The sequence below is a fragment of the Pseudomonas sp. DY-1 genome (assembly GCF_003626975.1).
Classification (GTDB): domain Bacteria; phylum Pseudomonadota; class Gammaproteobacteria; order Pseudomonadales; family Pseudomonadaceae; genus Metapseudomonas.
The window spans coordinates 5797883-5816518 of sequence record NZ_CP032616.1 but is presented as its reverse complement, the minus strand read 5'-3'; the positions used below and the strand labels follow the sequence as shown (position 1 = coordinate 5816518).

Below are 18636 nucleotides of genomic sequence, written 5' to 3'. Positions count from 1 at the left end.
GATCACCCCGTCGAGGGTGTCGATTGCGTAAATCCAGAATCGGAATAATTACGTGAAATGTCAATTGAATTATCACTGGAAAAAGAGTGTGTAGATTAGGTGCATTTTCACGTAACAAAGCACCACTTCCGTGCATTTAGGTAACAACCTAAAAATGGAACTTTCACGCAAAAATGATTATTAAATCGTTATTTTTCAATGATTTATAAATCACTTAAGAATCATTCACATCGCACACATTGAAAATCTGCGTGCATATACCCCATCTCGAAATGACCGGTAATCGAACGGATTATTTGCAAATTATTGCGGTTTTATTGGCGATAGATATGGCTTTTTACAGCCTAAAAAATCACATAAATAAGCAGGTAAAACACCCTGAAGAAGGACGCTGAAAGGCCGATTGCCACTGGCAGGAATGAGGTTTTCCGAAAGGTCCGACGTGAGAGCCAGAACATGCCGACTTGAGGAGAAAGCCGAACGCCTGAACGGGGATGCCTCGGCATTGCACCGCCATGGCGCAGGTTTTTCTGGCACGGGAGCTGCACTTTCGCTTCCGCCGAGCGGGATAGCCGCCGGCAGCGCCACAAGGCGCCAGAACAAAAAAAAGGCGGCAAGCCATCTGCGCGCCGGCCCCCCACAAGGGACCGACGCGCCTTGCGGATTGCCTCTCCAATAGCCTTGCAACCCTCGGAGAACGTCATGTTCCTCAAACAAGCCGTGTCCACCCTGCTCCTCAGTGCCATCTGCCTGGCCAATGCCCAGGCCGAAGTGAAAGTCGGTGTCATAACCTCTTCCACGGGTCCACTGGCCCTGGTGGGGCTTCCCCAGAAGAATTCGACGCCGCTGCTGCCTACCCAGGCAGGGAACCAGACGGTGACCTACATCCCCCTGGATGACGGCAGCGACCCCACCGCTACCGTGAAGGCGCTGAAGAAGCTGATCAGCGAAGAGAACGTCGACGCCATCATCGGCCCAAGCGGCTCGCCCAACGCCATGGGCGTGATCCAGTTCGTCGCCGAGGCCGGTGTGCCGTTGCTGGCACCGGTGGGCACCGCCTCCGTGGTGCTGCCGATGAATGACCAGAAGAAGTGGGTGTTCAAGACCACCCAGAACGACGACCTGATCGCCAAGGCCCTGGTAGACGACATGACCGCGCGCGGCGTGAAGACCCTGGGCTTCATCGGCACCGCCGACCCCTACGGCGAGAACTGGTCCAAGGTGATGGGCGCCCTGGCCGCCGAACATGGCATCAAGCTGGTGGCTAACGAGCGCTTCCAGCGCCAGGACACGTCCGTCACCGGGCAGAGCCTGAAGGTGCTGGCTTCCCGTCCTGACGCCGTGCTGGTCGCGGCGCCTGGCAGCGCCGCGGTACTGCCGCAGACCACCCTGTTCGACCAGGGCTATCGCGGCCAGATGTACCAGACCCACGGAGCCGCCCTGCCGGACTTCCTCAAGCTCGGCGGCAAGAAGGTCGAAGGCACCATCCTCGCCGCCAGCCTGATGCTGGTGCTGGACGAGATCCCCGACAGCCATCCCTCCAAGCAGGTCGCCGGCGAGTACGTAGCCGCCTACGAGAAGCTGAACGGCAGCAAGCCGGCCACCTTCGGTGCCAATACCTACGACGCGGGCCTGCTCCTGCAGAAGGCCATTCCTCAGGCCGCCGCCAAGGCCGCACCGGGTACCCCGGAGTTCCGCGCGGCCCTGCGCGACGCGCTGGAATCGAGCCACGAGCTCCCTGCTACCCAAGGCGTCTACAACATGACTCCGGAAGACCACAGCGGCTTCGACGAACGCGGCCGTGAACTGATCCAGGTGAAGAACGGGACCTGGACGCTGCTCGGCAGTGACTGAGGCGGGTCGAGCGCCGACGGTGGATGAAAGAAACGTCATCCACCCTACGCCCGGCACGAACCTTCCCGCTCCGTAAGGTGGACATCGCTCCTCATGTCCACCTTTCGGGGTTCGGATGGAGCACCGACGGTGGACGAGAAAGCGTCATCCACCCTATGAATCGCAACAAGAGTTCCCACCATGAATCTCCAGATAGCCCTGCTGCTCGGCCAGGACGGCATCACCAACGGCGCCATATACGCGCTGCTGGCCCTGTCGCTCCTGCTGGTCTTCACCGTCACGCGCATCCTGCTGATCCCCCAAGGGGAGTTCGTTACCTATGGCGCGCTGGCCATGGCCAGCCTGCAGGCCGGCCAGCCCACCGCTCTGGTCTGGCTGCTGCTCGGCCTGACCCTGGCGGATTGCGCCATGGACCTGTATGACGCAACCCGCGCCAGCCGCGGCTTCCGTTTCCCCATACGAATCATCCCCAAGCTCGCCTATGCGCTGGCCATGGTCGGACTGGTGCGTAGCCTGCCTCTGGCCGAACTGCCGATGGCGATCCAGGCCCTGCTCACCCTGTGCCTGGTGGTACCGCTGGGCCCGCAGCTCTATCGCCTGGTCTTCCAGCCAATCGCCTCGGCCAGCTCGCTGGTGCTGCTGATCGTTTCCATCGCCGTGCATGTGGCCATGGTCGGCCTCGGCCTGCTGATGTTCGGCCCTGAAGGCGCACGCACCGCACCTTTCTCCGAGGCCGGCCTGACCCTGGGTCCGGTGACCTTCAACAGCCAGACCCTGTGGGTGATCGCTGTCTCGCTGGCGCTGATCGTCGGCCTGTTCCTGTTCTTCGAGCGCAGCCTCTACGGCAAGGCCCTGCGCGCCACGGCGGTGAATCGCCTGGGCGCCCGGCTCATGGGTATCTCGCCGAACCTGGCGGGCAAGTCCACCTTCGCGCTGGCCACCTTCATCGGTGCGCTCTCGGGCATCCTCATCGCCCCCATCACCACCCTCTATTTCGACTCGGGCTTCGTCATCAGCCTCAAGGGCTTCGTCGGCGCCATCATCGGCGGCCTGGTGAGCTACCCGGTGGCTGCGCTGGGTGCGCTGGGCGTCGGCCTGATCGAGGCGTTCTCGATGTTCTGGGCCAGCACCTACAAGGAGATCATCGTTTTCACCCTGATCATCCCCTTCCTGCTCTGGCGCTCCCTCACCAGCCGTCATGTGGAGGACGATGAATGAAACCGCGCTACCTGATCCTCGCCCTGGTGGCCGTGCTCGGCGTCGCGCCGCTGCTGCTGCCGCCCTTCTACGTCACCCTGCTGAACTACATCGGCCTCTACACGCTGGTGGTCCTCGGCCTGGTTCTGCTCACCGGCGTCGGCGGCATGACCAGCTTCGGCCAGGCTGCCTTCGTTGGCCTTGGCGCCTATACCAGCGCCTACCTGACTACCGTGCAGGACCTGCCGGGCTGGCTGGCCTGGGCCAGCGCCTCACCCTGGCTGACGCTGCTGGTGGGCCTTGTTCTGACCGGTGCGGTGGCCCTGCTGCTAGGCGCGCTGACCCTCAAGCTCTCCGGGCACTACCTGCCACTCGGCACCATCGCCTGGGGCCTGTCGCTCTACTACCTGTTCGGCACCCTGGAATCCCTCGGCGGCCACACCGGCGTCAGCGGCCTGCCGTCGATCTCGCTGTTCAGTTGGGAGCTGAACAAGGGTGAGGACATCTACTACCTGATCTGGGCCGTGCTGCTCTGCGCCATGCTGATCACCCAGAACCTCCTGGACTCCCGCGAAGGCCGCGCCATCCGTGCCCTCAAGGGCGGCCAACTGATGGCCGAGTCGATGGGCGTGAACACCTTCCGCGCGAAGATGGTGATCTTCCTCATCTCCGCGCTGTTTGCCGCCCTGTCGGGCTGGCTCTACGCCCATACGCAGCGTTTCGTGAACCCCACGCCCTTCGGCCTGCACATGGGCATCGACTACCTGTTCATGGCGCTGATCGGCGGCGTGGCCAGCGTCTGGGGTGCGCTGCTCGGCGCGGGCGTGCTGACCATGCTCAAGCAGTGGCTGCAAGACCTGCTGCCACACGTGTTCGGCAGCTCCGGCAACTACGAGGTAATCGTCTTCGGCCTGCTCATCATCCTGCTCATGCAACGTGCGCCGGGCGGCCTCTGGCCCCTGCTGTTGCGCCTGGTGCCGGATGCGTGGAAACCGCGCCCGTCGTTCAAGGCGGTGGAAGCCACCGTCGAGCTGCCACGCCGTGAACTGCCTGTCGCGGGCGAAGTCCTGCTGGAAGCCCGCGACGTGACCCGCCGCTTCGGCGGCCTGGTGGCCAACAACGCGATGAACCTGGACGTACGCGCCGGGGAAATCCTCGCGCTGATCGGCCCCAACGGCGCCGGCAAGAGCACCCTGTTCAACCAGCTGTCCGGCGTCGACACGCCCACCTCGGGCGACGTGCTGTTCCGTGGCCAGCGCATCAACGGCATCCCCTCCCGCGAGATCGCCCGCATGGGCATGAGCCGCACCTTCCAGCATGTGAAGCTGCTGCCGGAAATGAGCGTGCTGGAGAACGTCGCGATCGGCGCCCACATGCGCGGCAACAAGGGCGTTCTTTCCGCCGCGCTGCGCCTGGACCGCACCGAGGAAGCCGAACTGCTGGGCGAAGCCCGCCGCCAGCTGGAACGCGTCGGCCTGGGCGACTACCTGCACGTGGAAGCCGGCAGCCTGGCCCTGGGTCAGCAGCGCATCCTGGAGATCGCCCGCGCACTCTGCGCCAACCCTTGCCTCCTGCTGCTCGACGAGCCGGCCGCCGGCCTGCGCCACAAGGAGAAGGAAGCCCTTGGCGTGCTCCTCAGCCGCCTGCGCAGCGAGGGCATGGCGATTCTCCTGGTGGAGCACGACATGGACTTCGTCATGGGCCTGGTGGACCGGGTCGTGGTGATGGAGTTCGGCCAGCGCATCGCCTACGGCCTGCCAGCTGACGTACAGAAAGACCCGGCAGTGCTGGAAGCCTATCTCGGAGGTGCTGAGTGATGAACATGCCGATTCAAGACCTGAAGCAGCCGGAAAACCTCGCCGCCAATCCGGTGCTGGAAGTCAGCGACCTGAGCGTCGCCTACGGCAAGGTGGAAGCCCTGTCCAACGCCAGCCTGCGGGTTGGCCAGGGGCAGATCGTCACCGTGATCGGCCCCAACGGCGCCGGCAAGACCACCCTGCTGTCCGCCATCATGGGCGTGCTCGGCTCCCGCGGCCGGGTCGCCTTCGACGGCAGCCTGGAGGCGGTGCCGGAAGTGGAAGTGATGGTCGCGCGCGGCCTCGGCCTGGTACCGGAGAAGCGCGAACTGTTCGGCAGCATGACGGTGGCCGACAACCTGCTGCTCGGCGCTTTCCAGCGTCACCGCAGCGGCAAGCGCGACCACGCGATCACGCTGAAGGAGGTCTACGACCTGTTCCCGCGCCTGTGGGAACGCCGCGACCAACTGGCCGCCACCCTCTCCGGCGGCGAGCGGCAGATGCTCGCCGTAGGTCGTGCGCTGATGGCCAAGCCCAAGCTGCTGATGCTCGACGAACCCAGTCTGGGCCTCGCACCGCTGATCACCCGCGAGATCTTCCGCATCATCACCACCCTGCGTCAGCAGGGGGTTTCCATCCTGCTGGTGGAGCAGAACGCCCGCGCCGCGCTGCGTGTGGCCGACTACGCCTATGTGCTGGAAACCGGCCAGATCGCCATGCAGGGCCCGGCCGCCCAACTGGCCGATGACCCGCGTGTGATCGAGGCCTACCTGGGCCTGGCCAGCAAGCACCAGGAGATGCTCGCCAGCTAGGTAAACAGCCCGGCCGATCGTCGACCGGCCGGGCTTGCCGGACAGAGCGCCGGCCAGGCCCAGCGCAGCACCCAGATCGGCCAGGAACTGCACCAGCTGGCCAACTCCCAGCTCGACCTGGCCCACCGTTTCCTGCACGGCTGACGGGGGTTGGCCGCTCTCCGCAGCGGCCCGCCCTGCTGACCGAGGTCAAGCCCGCTGCAGATGGCTGTCGACAGCCCACGCGCAACCCCCTATAACTCTCCCCCTGTCAGTTCGAACCTTGCCCCCCTCGCATGAGCACCCCGAAAAAGCGCCTCAACCGTTACAACCCCGCAAGCGACGATTTCAAGAAGGAGGAGTTTCCCTTCTACTGGATCGCCAGAGTCTATGGCCGCTACAACATGGCCATGGAGAAGACCCTGAAGAAGATCGACCTCGACGTCCCTCGCTGGCGCATCCTCTTCATCCTCAAGGAGAACGGCCAGTCGAGCATCTCGGAGCTGTCCGAGCATGCCATCGCCAAACTCTCCACCGTCACCAAGATCGTCTACCGCATGAAGGACGACGGCCTGGTAGACACCGCCCCCTGCAGCAACGACGGCCGCGTCACCCAGGTGACCATCACCGACAAGGGCCGGCACATGGTGGAAGAAATCCAGGTCAATACCGCGCACATCTTCACCAACAGCTTCCAGGGCCTCACCGAAGCCCAGATCGCCAAGCTCAACGGCACGCTGGAAAAGATCTACGCGAACCTGCCGGAGGATTGATTCCTCCGGTGGTGCAGTTCCTGTAGGGGCGAATTCATTCGCCAAGGGACACGCAGTGTCCCCATGGGGCCTTGAAGGGCAGACCTCCGTCCTGCTTGGCGATTGAAATCGCCCCTACAAGGTTTCCCTCACCCTCGCGCAAACTCCGCAGCCTTCTCGATCAACCCTGCCTCCGGCCGTACGCCGGTGTAGAGCACGAACTGCTCCACCGCCTGCAGCACGATGACTTCCGCACCGGTGATCACCGGCTTGCCCAGCTCGCGGGCGAGGCGGATCAGCGGAGTTTCCACCGGCAGGGCCACCACATCGAAGACCCACTCGGCCGCTTCCACCTGCTCACGGGTGAAGGCCAGGGAGTCCGCTTCCGGGCCGCCCTGCATGCCGATGGGAGTGACATTGACCAGCATCTGCGGATGCTCGTCACCCAGCTCGGCCAGCCATGCATATCCACAGCCCTCAGACAGCGCCGGGCCGGCCTCCGGGTTGCGGGCGACTATCGTGCCGTGTCGGAAACCACTGTCGCGCAAGGCGCTGGCCACCGCCTTGGCCATGCCACCGCTGCCACGCACGGCGAAGCGAATGTCGCTCGGCACCGCGTGGCTCGCCAGCAGGCTGGCCACGGCGCTGTAGTCGGTGTTGTAGCCCTTCAGCCAGCCGTTGTCGGCGACGATGGTGTTGACCGAATCGATGGCCAAGGCAGAAGGGTCCAGTTCATCCAGCAATGGGATGCAGGCTTCCTTGAACGGCATGGAAACGGCGCAACCACGAATACCCAGGGCGCGGATGCCACCAATGGCCGCCGGCAGGTCGGTGGTGGTGAAGGCCTTGTAGACGAAGTCCAGATCCAGGGCCTCGTACAGATAGTTGTGAAAACGCGTGCCGAAGTTGCCGGGCCGGCCGGACAGCGACATGCAGAGCCGGGTGTCGCGGCTGATGGTGCGGGGCATTGGAGTCTCCGTTTTTGCGGCGGGGAATCAAACCTTGTAGTCGCGAATTCATTCGCGAATCAGGCCGAAGGCCTGACCGGGAACCACCCTGTCGCGAATGAATTCGCTCCCACAAAAAAGCAGCAATCACATCCGCCTCAGAAAATGTAATCCGTGGTCAGGAAGTTCGATTCGCGGTTGCGGATGATCTCGCTCACCAATTCTTTGTTGTCCGCCTGGAACTTGGTTGCCACCAGGGTACGGATGGAGAACACCCGCAGGGCGTCATGTACCGACAACGTGCCCTCGGCCGAGTTCTTCCGCCCGTTGAAGGGGAAGGTGTCCGGGCCCCGCTGGCACTGGGCGTTGATGTTGATGCGGCCCACCTGGTTGGCGAAGGCATCCACCAGCCGGCCAACCTGGGCGGGGTCGTTGCCAAACAGACTTAGCTGCTGGCCGTAGTCCGAATGCAGCACGTAGTCGATCACTTCCTCCACTTCCCGATACGGCACCACCGGGATCAGCGGGCCGAACTGTTCTTCGTTGTAGAGGCGCATCTCTGGGCTCACCGGGCTCAGCACGGCGGGATAGAAAAAGCTCTGCCGGTGGCTGCCGCCACTCGGGTTGACCACTTTGGCGCCCTTGGTCACGGCATCCGCCAGCAGAGTGTTGAGGTAATCGACCTTGCCCGGTTCAGGCAACGGGGTCAGGGCAACGCCGTCTTCCCAGGGCATGCCCGGCTTGAGCGCGGCCAGCTTGGCGCAGAACTTGTCGAGGAAGGATTCGAGCACATCCTCGTGGACGAAGAGGATTTTCAGCGCCGTGCAGCGTTGGCCATTGAAGGACAGCGCGCCGGTGATGGCCTCGCTGACGGCGTTGTCCAGGTCCACCTTGGGTAACACGATGCCGGGATTCTTCGCGTCCAGGCCCAGCGCCGCGCGCAGGCGGTGCGGGCGCGGGTGCAGCTTCTTCAGGTCGGCGGCGCCGGAGTGGGTGCCGATGAAGGCGAACACGTCCACCTTGCCACTGGCCATGATGGCGCTGACGGTTTCCCGGCCACGGCCGTAGATGATGTTGATGACGCCGGCCGGGAAGCTGTCGCGGAAGGCCTCCAGCAGCGGACGGATCAGCAGCACGCCGAACTTGGCCGGCTTGAACACCACGGTGTTGCCCATGATCAGTGCCGGGATCAGCGTGGTGAAGGTCTCGTTCAGCGGGTAGTTGTAGGGGCCCATGCACAGGGCCACGCCCAACGGTACGCGGCGTATCTGGCCGAGGGTGCCCTGCTCCAGCTCGAAGCGGCTGGAGCGGCGGTCCAGCTCCTTGAGCGCTTCGATGGTGTCGACGATGTAGTCGCAGGTGCGATCGAACTCCTTCTCGGAATCCTTGAGGTTCTTGCCGATCTCCCACATCAGCAACTTGACCACCGCGTCGCGCTGCTCACGCATGCGGGCGAGGAACTTCTCCACGTGCTGGATTCGCTCGGCCACGCGCATCGTCGGCCACAGCCCCTGACCATGGTCATAGGCGTTCACGGCGGCCTCCAGGGCTGCCAGCGCGGCGTCGGCGTCCAGCAGCGGCGTGCTGCCCAGCACCACCTGCTCATCACCCTTGTCGGTGGCCAGGAAGATCGGGCTGCGCACGGCAGCCAATGGGCCATCCCAACGGATCAGCTCGCCGTTGACGAGGTACTCGCGCTGTTCGATCGGCGCACCGGGGCGGTAGCGCTCGGGAATCTGGTCGGCAGTGGGGAACAGGGCTTCGAGCTTGTTGTTGTGGGTCATTGCACTTTCCTCTGGATCGGAACCACTGGAAGTCGGTTTTAACGCGGTTTCTTGATTTGGTAAATCGTTTCAGCAAACCGTTTGGCGGAATCCGTTCTCGCAGGAGATTGAAGTCCGGGAACTACGGTGTCGGGGTGGAAACGTGTAGGAGCGAATTCATTCGCGAAGCAGGCCGCTGGCCTGTCCTGAGCGGCTACCCGAGGGCACTGGGTGCCCTTTCGCGAATGAATTCGCTCCTACAGGTGAAGCAGGAACGCTGACTGGGTGGGTTTCAGCCCAGCAGTTCCAGCGCCTGGGCGGTGGCTTCCTGGATGCGTCGCCAGTCGCCGTTGCGTATCCAGTCCTTGTCCATCATCCAGGTGCCACCCACGCACATCACATTGGGCAGGGCCATGTAGTCGTGCAGGTTGTCGGGGTTGACCCCGCCAGTGGGGCAGAAGCGGATGCCGGGGAAGGGGCCACCAAAGGCTTTCAGGGCTTTCACACCGCCGCAGATCTCCGCCGGGAACAGCTTGAAGCGGCGATAACCCAAGGCGTAGCCGAGCATGATTTCCGACGCACTGCTGATACCGGGCAGCAGCGGCAACGGGCTGTAGACGCCCGCACGCAGTAGCTCGGCGGTGCAGCCGGGGGTGACGATGAACTGCGAGCCGGCGGCCTCGGCTTCGGCCAGCATCCATTCATCCAGCACAGTGCCGGCACCCACGCAGAGTTCCGGACGCTGTTCGCGCAGGGTACGAATCGCAGACAGACCGTGTTCGGAGCGCAGGGTGATTTCCAGGGTGCGCAGGCCGCCGGCGGCCAGGGCATCGGCCAGGGGCAGGACATCCTGCTCGCGTTCGATGGTGATCACCGGGAGGATGCGCGCCGCACCGCAGAGAATATCGATCAGGGCCGCCTTGTCGGCCATGCTCGGCACAGCTTCGCGACTGGCGGCCCGGTTGGTAGGGAGACTGGTCATTTGCGGTCCTTCGGGCTCAGGGGCACCAGTGGATTTCCAGGGGACGGCGGAGGAAAGCGCGGATCGGCATGGCCGCCACGTCATCACCCGCCAGCGCGTCGGCCAGGGTGGCCAGCTTGGCCTGGCCTTGTACGGCCAGGAGGGTCAGGTGCGCGCTGGTCAGCAACGGCAGCGTCAGGGTCAGGCGCTGGCGCGGTACGCTGGGCGCCTGCATCGGCAGGCAGCGTTGCGCGCAGTCGGCATTCAGCGCCTGCTCCAGATTCGGGCTGGACGGGAACAGCGACGCGGTGTGGCCGTCCTCGCCCATGCCCAGCACCAGCACGTCGATGGCGCCCAGCCGGGCCAAGGCCGCATCGGCCAGGCGGGCTGACTCTTCCAGACTCTGCGAACTGTGGTAGAGACCGACGAAGCGTGCGTTGGAGGCCGCGCCCTGCAGCAAATGGCGGCGCACCAAGCCTTCGTTGCTGTCGGGGTGGCTGACTGGCACGAAACGCTCGTCGGCCAGGCTGACGGTCACCTTCGACCAGTCCAGCGTCTGCGCGCAGAGCCGCTCGAAGAAGGCCACCGGGCTGCGTCCACCGGATACCACCAGCACGGCCGCATTGCGGGATTCGATGGCCACGCGCAGGGCATTGGCCACGGTGATGGCCAGTTCACCGGCCAGTTGTTCAGGGCTGCCGAGGCTGAGCCCGGTGACCTGCGTCGGCAGGTCGAGATTACAGATCGCCATACCAGCTCCTGCCATCACGGGTGATCAATGCGATGGAGGCCACCGGCCCCCAGGTTCCCGCCGCGTAGGGCTTGGGTGCGTCGCCCTGCTGGCGCCATCCGGCGATCAGCTGGTCGCACCACTTCCAGGCGTACTCGATTTCATCCTTGCGCACGAAGAGGTTCTGGTTGCCCTTCATCACTTCCAGCAGCAACCGCTCGTAGGCATCTGGAATCCGCGCGCTGCGGTAGGTGTTGGAGAAACTCAGCTGCAACGGGTCGCTGCGCAGCTGCATGCCCTTGTCCAGGCCCTGGTCCTTGGTCATCACCTGCAGGGAAATGCCTTCGTCCGGCTGCAGGCGGATGATCAGACGGTTGCTGATCAGCGGCCGCTGCTCGGGGGCGAAGATGTAGTGCGGCGGTTCCTTGAAGTGTATGACGATCTGCGAAAGCTTCTGCGGCATGCGCTTGCCGGTACGCAGGTAGAAGGGCACGCCGGACCAGCGCCAGTTGCGGATTTCGGCACGCAGGGCAACGAAGGTCTCGGTGTCGCTGTGGGTGTTGGCGTTCTCCTCTTCGAGGTAGCCGGGCACCGTCTTGCCGAGGATGTTGCCGGTCACGTACTGGCCGCGTACCACTTGCTGGCCAAGCTGCTGCTGGGCGATGGGCGCCAGGGCTTTCAGCACCTTCACCTTCTCGTCGCGGATGCTGTCTGCGGAGAGGTCGCTGGGCGGGTCCATGGCGATCAGGCAGAGCAGTTGCAGCAGGTGGTTCTGGATCATGTCGCGCAGTTGGCCGGCCTGGTCGAAGTAGCCCCAGCGACCTTCGATGCCCACTTGCTCGGCCACGGTGATTTCCACGTGGGAGATGTGGTGCTGGTTCCACTGGGTCTCGAACAGGCTATTGGCAAAACGCAGGGCAATCAGGTTCTGCACCGTCTCCTTGCCCAGGTAATGGTCGATCCGGTAGGTGCGGTTCTCCGGGAAGTGCGCCGCCACGGCGTCATTCACCGCACGGGAGGATTCCAGGTCGTGGCCGATGGGCTTCTCCAGCACGACGCGGGTGCGCTCGGCCAGTCCCGTGACGGCAAGGCCCGCGCAGATGGCGCCGTACACGGCGGCCGGCGTGGCGAAGTAGGCGATCAGCCGGGCAACCGGCCCCAGCTTGTCGGCCAGGGCCGGATAGGCGCTGGCGTCGAGGAAGTCCATGGTCAGGTAATCGAGTCGCGCCAGGAAGCGCTGTACCGCGCCCTCCTCCACTTCGATAGCCGGCACGTAGCGGCGCAGGTGATCGCCAATGGCGGCGATATGCGAGGCGGGTTCGCCGTTCTCGCGCCCCAGGGCGAGGATGCGCGTATCGGCCGGCAGCAGGCCGGCGCGGTCCAGTTGATAGAGCGCAGGAAACAGTTTGCGCAGTGCCAGATCACCCAGGCCGCCGAAGAGGGCCAGGGTGCAGGGTTCGACAGGTTGCGAGGTCATAATATTTGTTCTTCTATCAAACATAAGCTTATGAATACACCCAGTTAAGCGTTACAGCAAGACAAAATGTTGTAATAAAACTACATTTCTCAACATGCGAGATTGCGGTGGCTCAGCCTGGATGCGCTCAGTACGATAGGCCACCGATTGCAGGCCCCTTCCCAGGAATCCCAATGGACCGCGTGCACAACCTGCTGGAGCAGATCCAGAACCGCCTCGACGAACTCAACAAGGCCGAGCGCAAGGTCGCCGAAGTCATCCTGCGCGACCCGCAGCAGGCCACCCGCTACAGCATTGCCGCACTGGCCCAGGCCGCGCAGGTCAGCGAACCGACGGTGAACCGCTTCTGCCGCTCCTTCGGCGTCAACGGCTACCCCGAACTCAAGATGCAACTGGCCCAGAGCCTGGCCAGCGGTGCCGCTTACGTGAGCCAGGCGGTGTCCGCCGACGATGGCCCCGAGGCCTACACGCGGAAGATCTTCGGCAGTGCCATTGCCTCCCTGGACAGCGCCCTGCAGAGCCTCGACCCACAACTGATCAGCCGCGCGGTGGACCTGATGATCCAGGCCCGGCAGATCCACTTCTTCGGCCTGGGCGCCTCGGCCTCGGTGGCCCTGGACGCCCAGCACAAGTTCTTCCGCTTCAACCTCGCGGTGTCGGCCCACTCCGACGTGTTGATGCAACGGATGCTGGCGTCGGTGGCGCATACCGGCGACCTCTTCGTGATCATTTCCTACACCGGCCGCACCCGCGAGCTGGTGGAGGCGGCACGCCTGGCACGGCAGAATGGCGCATCGGTACTCGGTCTCACGGCAGCCAACTCGCCGCTGGCCAAGGCCAGCACCCTGAGCCTGGACATTCCCCTGCCGGAAGACACCGACATCTACATGCCAATGACCTCGCGCATCATCCAGCTCACCGTGCTGGACGTGCTCGCCACCGGCATGACCCTGCGCCGCGGCGTCGACTTTCAGCCACACCTGCGCAAGATCAAGGAAAGCCTCAACGCCAGCCGCTATCCGGCGGATGAGGAGCCGAGCTGATTGATTGAAGCGTCCCGACTCCTCCTTGTAGGGGCGAATTCATTCGCCAAGGGTCGCGCAGCGGCCCCGAGGGAAGCCGGGGGCAGACCTTTGGCCTGCTTGACGAATGAATTCGCCCCTACACCTCTAGCGGCCAGGCCCGCCCCCGATCACCCCACCCACGCCTTCAAACTCAGCCGCGCCTCCTCCCCCGCCGCCAGTTCCACACTGTCCTCACCACAGGCCGCTCCCTGTACCGAGAGAAAGCCAAGCCCTTCCGACCAGCTGACTTCCGCCAAGGGCCGGCTGCCGGGATGCCAGACCACGGTGCCAGGATTACTCCCACCCTCGATGCACAACCGCCGCTGCCACCCGGCGTCCTGAATCCGCACCCGGCCGCCGCGCTGGAACACCGTGTGGCAGCCGTCGATCACCCGTAGTTCACCCTCCTGCCGGCACGCCTCGCGGCTCAGCAGGTCGCGACCTTCGGCGCCGTCCAGCCCCAGCAACCCGACCCGCGCCACATCGCTGACTCGCCAATAGGCATGCAACGCGTGGCTGAGCACGCAAGGCTCGCTGTCACGGTGACGGGTGACCAATTGCAGACTCATACGCTCGCCCAGCTCGACCACCAGCTCCACCTGCCAGTCGTGCAGGTCGAGACGCCAGTTCAGGCGCACGCCGTCGGTATCGGCTTCTTTGTGGATAAGTCGCCAATCCGACAGCCTCGCCCAACCGTGGTGCGGCCAGCCACCTTCCATGGGGTGACGACCGAACCACGGCCAGCAGACCGGCACGCCGCCACGAATGGCACCGATGCGCGGCCAACGCGCTGCACACCAGAGCAACGGACGTTCGCCGGATGGCTGGAAGTGCAGCAACTGGCCGCCCTGGCGGCTGAACACCGCCGAACAGCGCGGGTGCTCAACGAGCAGCAGCTCGCGCCCCTGGTGCTCGGTCCAGCGAAAGGGTTGCCCATTCGCCGGACGCAACAGGCCGGCAAGGGGATGGTCAGCACCCTCTCCCGCCTTCACCAGGCACGGCCCGCGACGGCGGATTTCACCGGCGGCCATCGTCGTTCCCGGTCATTTCCACCAGTACTCCAGTTGCACACCGAAATTGGAACCGTGCAGGGCATCACCGAAGGCGCCGGTATCCGACAGCGCCGAGCCCGCTGCCAGTTCGCTGGCCGCGCGCTGGGCGGCTTCGTTCCAACTGGCATAGGTGTAGTAGAGGCGGATTTCCGGACGCTCCCAGAAACCAGGACCGGCCGGCGACCAGGTGGGCGCGACCGTGAACTTGGTCAGCTTGCGGGTGCCGCCCGGGGCTTCAACCTGGTCGCGGCCCAGTTCGGTGACCAGCTTGAACTGCTCGGTGATCGCATAGCTCGGACGCACGCCGACGGACAGCCAGTTCTGGTCGCCGCCATCCGGGCGCTTGTCCTTCTGGTAGATCACCTCGAACTGGCCACCGAAGCGCGGGGTCACCTGCCAGTCGAAGAACTCCACCACGCGCCAGCTCTGGTTGGCGTTGTCCAGGGTCGGATCGCCGGTGTAACCCAGCGCAGTGCCCGGACCACGCCCGTATTGCAGGGCGAAGGTGTTCACCCCGCCGAGGAATTCCTTCTGCTTGTGCTGGGCCGCCACCGACCAGCCACTGTGGGCGTCCGTGCTGTCGGGCTTGGAGAGGTAGCTGACACCCAGCTCCACTTCGCCGCCGGGGTTGGTCTGGAAGCCCGCGACGTTGAAATCATGACGATTGATGTAAGGGTCCTGGTCGTAGTTGTCCTTGCGCGAGAATACGTAGCTGTACCTGAGATCGCCGATGGCCACTTCGTCGAAGCCGAAGCCGGTGGCGCTCTGGTTCCAGTAGTAGAAGTCGGAGATGTGGATGTCGTTCCGCTTGTAGAAGCGGCGCCCCGCCCAGAAGGAGCCGCCGCCCAGCGCCGGCATGTTGCTCCACTCGGCATACATCTGGTTCATCCGCGCGAAGCCATGATCACCGGTGAACTCGGGCGTATGGCCGTATTCGTTGTAGAGCTGCGCCATGCCTTCGACGCTGACCACCGAACCGTCATCGAGTTTGAGCAGGTCCTGGCGCAGGTCCAGTTCGATGTACTGCTCGCATTCGTTCCCCAGACGGTACTTCGATTGCGCCCCCGGCAACTGGAAGCAGGATTGTGTGCCGCCCTCGCTGGAACCGCCGGCGCCGCTGCGCATGTAGCCGGTGAATTCCACCGCCTGCGCCATACCGGAAACCGCGAAAAGCGCGCAGGGCAGTACCCACAAACCTTTGATCGTCGTGCTCATGTCCACTCCAGATTTTTATTGTTGTGTTGCGATGGATCGTTTACGCGGTGCGCTGGTAGGAGCGAGCTTGCTCGCGAACAACCCGGCTCCGTGCCAGCCTCTCGCGAGCAAGCTCGCTCCTACATGCCCTTCAGGCGTGCCACCTTGGCGCGCTCAGGGCATGCCGCCTTTCCCGGTGCACGCAGCCGCTCGCCGCTTTGCGCGTCGAACAGCAGCACCTTGTCGGGCGCGAACTGCAGGTCGAGGGTGTCGCCCACGCGCACCGGGGCATCGGGGGCCAGGCGGCAGCAGACCTTGGTCTGGTTGATCTCTACGAAGGCCAACGTGTCCGGGCCGGTTGGCTCCAGGACCTGCACTTCGGCACGAATGGCGGGCAGGTCGCTGGCGCCGACCAGGATCTGCTCAGGCCGAACGCCGAGGATCAGTTCACGCCCTTCCAGATCGCCATCGGCGTCGCCCAGGGGCAGCTCGCAGTGGCCGTCGGCGCTGTCCAGCAGGCCCACCAGGCGGCCGTCACGGCGCTGCAGGCGCAGGGGGATGAAGTTCATCGGCGGCGAGCCCATGAAGCCGGCGACGAAGAGGTTGGCCGGGTCGTTGTAGATCTGCTGCGGGGTGCCGAACTGCTGGATGATGCCGTCCTTCATCACCGCTACCTTGTCGCCCAGGGTCATGGCCTCGATCTGGTCATGGGTAACATAGACGGTGGTGGTATTGAGCCGCTGGTGCATCAGCTTGATCTCGGTGCGCATCTCCACCCGCAGCTTGGCGTCGAGGTTCGACAGCGGCTCGTCGAACAGATAGATCTTCGGCCGCCGCGCCAGCGCCCGGCCCATGGCCACGCGCTGTTGCTGGCCACCGGAGAGCTGACCCGGCTTGCGCTGCAACAGGTGCTCGATCTGCAGCAGCTTGGCCACGCGCGCTACCTCGGCGTCGATATCGGCCGCCGGCATCTTGCGGATCTTCAGGCCGAAGGCGATGTTCTCGCGCACGTTCATGGTCGGGTACAGGGCGTAGGACTGGAACACCATGGCGATGTCCCGATCCTTGGGGCTCATGCCGCTGATGTCCTGGCCGTCGACCATGATCGCGCCACCGCTGATGCTCTCCAGCCCGGCGATGCAGTTCATCAAGGTGGATTTGCCGCAGCCCGAGGGGCCGACGAGGATCAGGAACTCGCCGGAGTCGATGGACAGCTCGATGTTCTTCAGGGTGTCCGCCAGACCGCTGCCGTAGGACTTGTTGACGTTGCGCAGTTCGAGGGTTGCCATGGGTGCGACTCCTAGCCTTTTACAGCGCCGGCAGTGAGCCCGCGCAGGAAGTATTTGCCGGCCAGCACGTAGACCAGCAGGGTGGGCAGGCCGGCGATCATCGCGGCGGCCATGTCGACGTTGTATTCCTTGGCTCCGGTGCTGGTGTTCACCAGGTTGTTCAGGGCCACGGTGATGGGCTGGGTGTCGCCGCTGGCGAACACCACGCCGAAGAGGAAGTCGTTCCAGATCTGGGTGAACTGCCAGATCAGGCAGACCATGATGGTCGGCACCGACATGGGCAGCAGGATGCGCCCGAAGATGGTGAAGAAGCCCGCCCCGTCGAGCCGCGCCGCGCTCACCAGGGCGTTCGGGATGCTCACGTAGAAGTTGCGGAAGAACAGCGTGGTGAAGGCCAGGCCGTAGACCACATGCACCAGCACCAGGCCACCGGTGGTGTTGGCCAGGCCGAATTGGCCGAGGGTGAACGACGCCGGCAGCAGCACCACCTGGAACGGCAGGAAGCAGCCGAACAGCAGCAGCCCGAAGAACAGCTGCGATCCGCGGAAGCGCCACATGGACAGCACGTAGCCGTTCAGCGCGCCGAGCAGGGTCGAGATGATCACCGCCGGCACGGTGATCTTCACCGAGTTCCAGAAGTAGCCACCGACGCTGGCCCAGGCCTTGGCCCAGCCCACCAGGGTGAACACGTCGGGCAGCGACAGCAGGTTGCCGGTGCGGATGTCGTCCGGCGTCTTGAAGCTGGTCAGCAGCATCACCACCAGCGGCACCAGGTAGACGGCGCAGGCAACGAACAGCGTGGCGTGGATGGCCAGGCGGCTGAAACTGAAGGCGGGTTTTCCGGCCAGGCTAGTCATGGCGCTTGTTCCTCAGTTCGGAGTACAGGTAGGGCACCAGGATCGCCAGCACCGCGCCGAGCATGAGCATCGCGCTGGCGGCGCCGAGGCCCATCTGGCCGCGGGTGAAGGTGTGGGCGTACATGAACATCGCCGGCAGGTCGGACGCATAGCCGGGGCCGCCGGCGGTCATCGCCGCCACCAGGTCGAAGCTCTTGATGGCGATGTGAGCGAGGATCATCAGCGCGCTGAAGAACACCGGACGCAGGCTCGGCAGGACGATGCGCAGATAGATGGTCGGCAGGCTCGCCCCATCCACCTGGGCGGCGCGGATGATCGACTGATCCACCCCGCGCAGGCCGGCGAGGAACAGCGCCATGACGAAGCCCGAGGACTGCCACACGGCAGCGATCACCAGGCAATAGACGACGCGATCAGGGTCCACCAGCCAGTCCAGGCGCAAGCCCTCCCAGCCCCAGTCGCGCAGCAACTTGTCCAGGCCGAGGCCGGGGTTGAGCAACCACTTCCAGGCGGTGCCCGTAACGATCATCGACAGTGCCATGGGGTAGAGGTAGACGGTGCGGATGAAGCCCTCGCGGCGGATGCGCTGGTCCAGCAGTACCGCCAGGAACACGCCGATCACCAGGCTGATGCCGATGAACATCCCGCCGTAGACCAGCAGGTTCTGGCTCGCTACCCACCAGCGGTCGTTGCCCAGCAGGCGCTCGTACTGCTGCAGCCCGACGAACGTGTAGCTGGGCATGAAGCGCGAGTTGGTGAAGGACAGCAGGAAGGTCCAGAGGATGTAGCCGTAGAACCCGACCAGCACGATCAGCACACTGGGCGCCAGCACCAGCCTGGGTAGCCAGCGTTGCAGCGCGTCCAGCGGTGAGGCCTTGGCGAAGACTGCGGTTGAAGACATGGATAACTCCT

16 protein-coding genes are annotated in these 18636 nt (G+C 64.3%); 6 read left to right on the top strand and 10 right to left on the bottom strand.

The window, feature by feature from the left end; translation table 11 throughout:
- The first annotated feature begins 702 nt into the window (after window positions 1-702).
- The 5 genes from D6Z43_RS27360 (at window position 703) to D6Z43_RS27340 (ending at window position 6411) form a co-directional block, all read left to right on the top strand.
- Entirely contained in the window at window positions 703-1854 is a 1152-nt protein-coding gene (locus D6Z43_RS27360) for an ABC transporter substrate-binding protein (RefSeq protein WP_120655100.1), read from the top strand.
- Window positions 1855-2034: 180 nt separating this feature from the next.
- The gene (locus D6Z43_RS27355; RefSeq protein ID WP_120655099.1) at window positions 2035-3072 is read left to right on the top strand and encodes a branched-chain amino acid ABC transporter permease; all 1038 of its coding nucleotides are present in this window, start codon (window positions 2035-2037) and stop codon (window positions 3070-3072) included.
- The gene (locus D6Z43_RS27350) at window positions 3069-4868 is read left to right on the top strand and encodes an ATP-binding cassette domain-containing protein (RefSeq protein ID WP_120655098.1); all 1800 of its coding nucleotides are present in this window, start codon (window positions 3069-3071) and stop codon (window positions 4866-4868) included. Before D6Z43_RS27355 ends, D6Z43_RS27350 begins: the two co-directional genes overlap by 4 nt.
- The gene (locus tag D6Z43_RS27345; protein WP_120655097.1) at window positions 4868-5659 is read left to right on the top strand and encodes an ABC transporter ATP-binding protein; all 792 of its coding nucleotides are present in this window, start codon (window positions 4868-4870) and stop codon (window positions 5657-5659) included. The genes D6Z43_RS27350 and D6Z43_RS27345 overlap by 1 nt, the downstream gene beginning before the upstream one ends.
- 275 nt (window positions 5660-5934) lie before the next feature.
- The gene (locus D6Z43_RS27340) at window positions 5935-6411 is read left to right on the top strand and encodes a MarR family winged helix-turn-helix transcriptional regulator (protein ID WP_120655096.1); all 477 of its coding nucleotides are present in this window, start codon (window positions 5935-5937) and stop codon (window positions 6409-6411) included.
- A 128-nt stretch (window positions 6412-6539) separates the two neighbouring features.
- Here D6Z43_RS27340 and D6Z43_RS27335 read toward each other — a convergent pair whose 3' ends face one another.
- The 5 genes from D6Z43_RS27335 to zwf all read right to left on the bottom strand — a co-directional run bounded on the left by D6Z43_RS27335 (window position 6540) and on the right by zwf (window position 12268).
- On the bottom strand, window positions 6540-7358 hold the full coding sequence (locus tag D6Z43_RS27335) for a shikimate 5-dehydrogenase (RefSeq protein ID WP_120655095.1): 819 nt from the start codon (window positions 7356-7358) through the stop codon (window positions 6540-6542).
- Between the two features lie 137 nt (window positions 7359-7495).
- The gene (locus D6Z43_RS27330) at window positions 7496-9121 is read right to left on the bottom strand and encodes an NADP-dependent glyceraldehyde-3-phosphate dehydrogenase (RefSeq protein WP_120655094.1); all 1626 of its coding nucleotides are present in this window, start codon (window positions 9119-9121) and stop codon (window positions 7496-7498) included.
- Window positions 9122-9392: 271 nt separating this feature from the next.
- The gene (locus D6Z43_RS27325; RefSeq protein ID WP_174235596.1) at window positions 9393-10082 is read right to left on the bottom strand and encodes a bifunctional 4-hydroxy-2-oxoglutarate aldolase/2-dehydro-3-deoxy-phosphogluconate aldolase; all 690 of its coding nucleotides are present in this window, start codon (window positions 10080-10082) and stop codon (window positions 9393-9395) included.
- 16 nt (window positions 10083-10098) lie between these two features.
- The gene (gene pgl, locus D6Z43_RS27320) at window positions 10099-10812 is read right to left on the bottom strand and encodes a 6-phosphogluconolactonase (RefSeq protein ID WP_120655093.1); all 714 of its coding nucleotides are present in this window, start codon (window positions 10810-10812) and stop codon (window positions 10099-10101) included.
- A complete protein-coding gene (gene zwf, locus D6Z43_RS27315; RefSeq protein WP_120655092.1) occupies window positions 10799-12268 on the bottom strand; it encodes a glucose-6-phosphate dehydrogenase in 1470 nt (489 codons plus the stop codon). The genes pgl and zwf overlap by 14 nt, the downstream gene beginning before the upstream one ends.
- A gap of 182 nt (window positions 12269-12450) precedes the next feature.
- On the opposite strand from zwf, the gene D6Z43_RS27310 reads away from it, so the two are divergent.
- On the top strand, window positions 12451-13311 hold the full coding sequence (locus D6Z43_RS27310) for a MurR/RpiR family transcriptional regulator (RefSeq protein WP_171016547.1): 861 nt from the start codon (window positions 12451-12453) through the stop codon (window positions 13309-13311).
- A gap of 149 nt (window positions 13312-13460) precedes the next feature.
- Here the strand turns inward: D6Z43_RS27310 and D6Z43_RS27305 are convergent, their stop codons facing one another.
- From D6Z43_RS27305 to D6Z43_RS27285, 5 genes are all read right to left on the bottom strand, one after another.
- Window positions 13461-14363 carry a D-hexose-6-phosphate mutarotase gene (locus D6Z43_RS27305; RefSeq protein ID WP_120655091.1) on the bottom strand — a complete coding sequence of 301 codons (903 nt, stop codon included), beginning with the start codon at window positions 14361-14363 and terminating at the stop codon, window positions 13461-13463.
- A gap of 12 nt (window positions 14364-14375) precedes the next feature.
- Window positions 14376-15599 carry a maltoporin gene (locus D6Z43_RS27300; RefSeq protein ID WP_371924301.1) on the bottom strand — a complete coding sequence of 408 codons (1224 nt, stop codon included), beginning with the start codon at window positions 15597-15599 and terminating at the stop codon, window positions 14376-14378.
- 119 nt (window positions 15600-15718) lie between these two features.
- On the bottom strand, window positions 15719-16867 hold the full coding sequence (locus tag D6Z43_RS27295) for an ABC transporter ATP-binding protein (protein ID WP_120655090.1): 1149 nt from the start codon (window positions 16865-16867) through the stop codon (window positions 15719-15721).
- An 11-nt stretch (window positions 16868-16878) separates the two neighbouring features.
- Window positions 16879-17724 (bottom strand): carbohydrate ABC transporter permease, encoded by an 846-nt coding sequence (locus tag D6Z43_RS27290; RefSeq protein WP_028630345.1) that lies wholly within the window; start codon window positions 17722-17724, stop codon window positions 16879-16881.
- The gene (locus tag D6Z43_RS27285) at window positions 17717-18625 is read right to left on the bottom strand and encodes a carbohydrate ABC transporter permease (RefSeq protein WP_120655089.1); all 909 of its coding nucleotides are present in this window, start codon (window positions 18623-18625) and stop codon (window positions 17717-17719) included. Before D6Z43_RS27285 ends, D6Z43_RS27290 begins: the two co-directional genes overlap by 8 nt.
- Window positions 18626-18636: the final 11 nt, after the last annotated feature.